Source organism: Tabrizicola sp. (assembly GCF_034366665.1).
Taxonomy (GTDB): Bacteria; Pseudomonadota; Alphaproteobacteria; order Rhodobacterales; family Rhodobacteraceae; genus Tabrizicola.
Genome location: NZ_JAXMMF010000125.1, coordinates 1 through 3,087, shown reverse-complemented (window position 1 = coordinate 3,087; position 3,087 = coordinate 1). Strand labels below are relative to the sequence as shown.

The 3,087-nt window shown below is 63.8% G+C and carries 5 protein-coding genes; all 5 read right to left on the bottom strand.

The window, feature by feature from the left end; genetic code table 11:
* Positions 1 to 422 (bottom strand): NADH-quinone oxidoreductase subunit NuoI (gene nuoI, locus U1E69_RS18380; RefSeq protein WP_322245875.1); only part of this gene is annotated, 422 nt, incomplete at its 3' end.
* A complete protein-coding gene (locus U1E69_RS18375) occupies positions 419 to 694 on the bottom strand; it encodes a hypothetical protein (protein ID WP_322245874.1) in 276 nt (91 codons plus the stop codon). The genes nuoI and U1E69_RS18375, both read right to left, overlap by 4 nt.
* A gap of 3 nt (positions 695 to 697) precedes the next feature.
* A complete protein-coding gene (gene nuoH, locus U1E69_RS18370) occupies positions 698 to 1,657 on the bottom strand; it encodes an NADH-quinone oxidoreductase subunit NuoH (protein WP_322245873.1) in 960 nt (319 codons plus the stop codon).
* Positions 1,658 to 1,763: 106 nt separating this feature from the next.
* The gene (locus U1E69_RS18365) at positions 1,764 to 2,171 is read right to left on the bottom strand and encodes a hypothetical protein (protein ID WP_322245872.1); all 408 of its coding nucleotides are present in this window, start codon (positions 2,169 to 2,171) and stop codon (positions 1,764 to 1,766) included.
* Between the two features lie 4 nt (positions 2,172 to 2,175).
* Positions 2,176 to 3,087: molybdopterin-dependent oxidoreductase (locus U1E69_RS18360; RefSeq protein WP_322245871.1), on the bottom strand; the 912-nt coding region annotated here is incomplete at its 5' end.

Below are 3,087 nucleotides of genomic sequence, written 5' to 3'. Positions count from 1 at the left end.
CGGTCCTTGTTGTAGAACAGCTCTTCCCGCGTCTCGGTCGAGAATTCGAAGTTCGGGCCTTCGACGATGGCGTCCACGGGGCAAGCCTCCTGGCAGAAGCCGCAGTAGATGCACTTGGTCATGTCGATGTCGTAGCGCGTGGTCCGGCGCGAGCCGTCCTCACGCGGTTCGGCGTCGATGGTGATCGCCTGCGCAGGGCAGACCGCCTCGCACAGCTTGCAGGCGATGCAGCGTTCCTCGCCGTTCGGATAGCGGCGGAGCGCATGTTCGCCGCGGAAGCGGGGCGACAGCGGCCCCTTTTCATGCGGGTAGTTCACCGTCGATTTCGGCGCGAAGAAGTACTTCATCCCCAAGCCGAAGCCCTTGATGAAGTCCATCAGCAGGAAATACTTCGTGGCGCGGGTCCAGTCGATGTTGCTCATGCTGGTCTAAGTCCCTTTACGACGGCAAACACCTTGCGATTCCATTCGCCTAGATCTTCTGGAATCCCAAGCGTGGACAAGTCGACATTCCAAGGCGTCGTGCCAAGATGGTCATTCGCAACATCGTCAGCGGCAGCTTGCGGCGAATGATACGAGCCCATGTTTTCGTCGGAGATCATCACCTTGTAGCGTCCCTGACTTTCAGGGATCAGGGAAATCGTCCCCAGATGGGTAGTGTGGTGATAAGCATAGACGATTGTTTCTCGCGCCATACCTCAACCCCCCACAGCCCAGCGGGCCCAGAAGCCGCCGAAAACTTCGAATTTCGCGAGGAATGCCACCAGGACGACCCAGCCGAGGGACATGGGCAGGAAGACCTTCCAGCCGATCCGCATCAGCTGGTCATAGCGGTAGCGGGGGACGATGGCCTTCACCATGGCGAACATGAAGAAGAAGAGCCACATCTTGGCGACCATCCACCACCAGCCGTCCGCGAGGCCGGGGATCGGCGACAGCCAGCCGCCGAAGAACAGCAGGCTGATCAGCGCGCACATCAGAAAGATCGCGATATATTCGCCGGCCATGAAGAGGAGGTAGGGGGTCGAGGAATACTCCACCATGAACCCGGCGACGAGTTCGGATTCCGCTTCGGGCAGGTCGAAGGGCGGGCGGTTGGTCTCGGCAAGGGCGCTGATGAAGAACAGGAAGACCATCGGGAAGTGCGGCAGCCAGTACCAGTTGAACAACCCGTAGTCGCCGTCCTGCGCAGCCACGATGGCGCCGAAGTTCATCGCCCCGGTCGAGATGATCACGCCGATGATGATGAGGCCCAAGGAGACCTCGTAAGAGATCATCTGCGCGGCCGATCGCAAGCTTCCGAGGAAGGCATATTTCGAGTTCGACGCCCAGCCGCCCATGATCACGCCGTAGACCTCCAAGGAGGAGACGGCGAAGACGAACAGGATCGCCACGTTGATGTTGGCCAGGACCCAGCCGTCATCAAAGGGGATCACCGCCCAGGCGAGGATGGCAAGGACGAAGGACAGCATCGGTGCCAGGAAGAACACCGGGCGGTCCACACCCGCCGGGATCACGATCTCCTTGACGACATATTTCAGCGCGTCGGCCACCGATTGCAGCAGGCCGAACGGTCCCACCACGTTCGGGCCGCGCCGCATCTGCACCGCCGCCCAGATCTTCCGGTCGCCGTAGACGAGGAACAGAAGGCTGATCATCACGAAGGCCACGATCAGCAGCGACTGCGCCGCGATCAGACCGCCGTTCCGAACCCCGTGGCAAGAAACCCGTCCATGTCAGTCCCTCATCCTCAATCCGCCAGTCTTACCGGCTCGGTATTCCAAGCGCTTCGCACTCTGCCACCGCCTTGGCGGTGTCGATGGTGCGAAGGCCCTCGGGCAGCTCGGGCGAGAGCAGATAGACCGCATCCCCGACCCAAGTCTTCCCGTCCTTCTTCACGATGGTCCGCACCTGGCGTGCGAAGCCAAAGCCTTGATCCAGCGCATATTGCGCGGCAGCACAGCGGCCATAGGCCTCGACGTCCGACCCGTCCTTCGTCCCGGTCAGCGCGACCGTGAGACTGACCAGGTCCTTGTCGAGAAGGATCGTCGAGACCCCCTGATAGACCGGCGCTTGCCCGCGTTCCTCTGGCACCTCTCCGCCGGGCGCGCAAGCCCCCAGTGCCGCTGTCGCGGTGCCAAGGCTGGCCAGAAGCGAGAGGCGCTGCGCCATCCGGTTACTCCGCCGCAATCGGGGCTGCCGCGCGGGCCTTGGACATCGCCGACAGTTCGGCCATCACCGCCGAGGCACGCGCAATCGGGTTGGTCAGGTAGAAATCCCGGATCGCATTGCGGAACGTGGCCTTGGCCGGAGCCTTGACCGGCAGCGGCTGCCAGTCGTTCTGCGGCACCTCGTCGATCCGGCCCAGATGCGGATGCGCCTTGACCAGCGCCGCCCGCAGACCCGCCAGCGAATCCCATGGCAGTTGCTGGCCCACTTCCGCCGACAGCGCCCGCAGGATCGCCCAGTGTTCCTTGGACTCGCCCGGCGCGAACCCGGCGCGGAAGGCAAGCTGCGGGCGGCCCTCGGTGTTGACGAACAACCCGTTCTCTTCGGTATAGGCCGCGCCCGGCAAAATGATGTCCGCCCGGTTGGCCCCCCGGTCGCCGTGGCTGCCCTGGTAGATCACGAACGGCCCCGCTGCGATTTCGACCTCATCGGCGCCGAGGTTGTAGATCACCTCGGCCCCCTCGGTCGCAGCCGCAAGTCCGCCCTCGGTGACTGCGCCCACATCCATCGCGCCGACGCGCCCCGCCGCCGTGTGCAGGACCATGAACTTCGCCCCCGCACCTTGCGCATAGGCCATCGCCTGCGACAGGACCGCCTCGCCGTCCGCCTCGTTGATCGCGCCCTGGCCGATGATGACCAGCGTGTTGTCCTTCTGGGTCACCCGGCCGACCAGATCGACCAGAGCCGCCCGGTCCGAGCCCATGTGCTTGTAGTCATAGGTCAGATCGACCTGGTCCCCGAACAGCCCCACCATCGCGCCATTGGTCCATGCCTTGCGGATGCGGGCGTTCAGGACCGGGGCCTCGACGCGCGGGTTGGTCCCGATCAGCAGGATCACCTTGGCCGTGTCGATGTCCTC

What these genes read in the sequence shown, in the direction of transcription:
- U1E69_RS18375 (WP_322245874.1), bottom strand. Translation starts at nt 694, where the DNA reads ATGGCGCGAGAAACAATCGTCTATGCTTATCACCACACTACCCATCTG.
- nuoH (WP_322245873.1), bottom strand. Translation starts at nt 1,657, where the DNA reads ATGATCAGCCTTCTGTTCCTCGTCTACGGCGACCGGAAGATCTGGGCG.
- U1E69_RS18365 (WP_322245872.1), bottom strand. Translation starts at nt 2,171, where the DNA reads ATGGCGCAGCGCCTCTCGCTTCTGGCCAGCCTTGGCACCGCGACAGCG.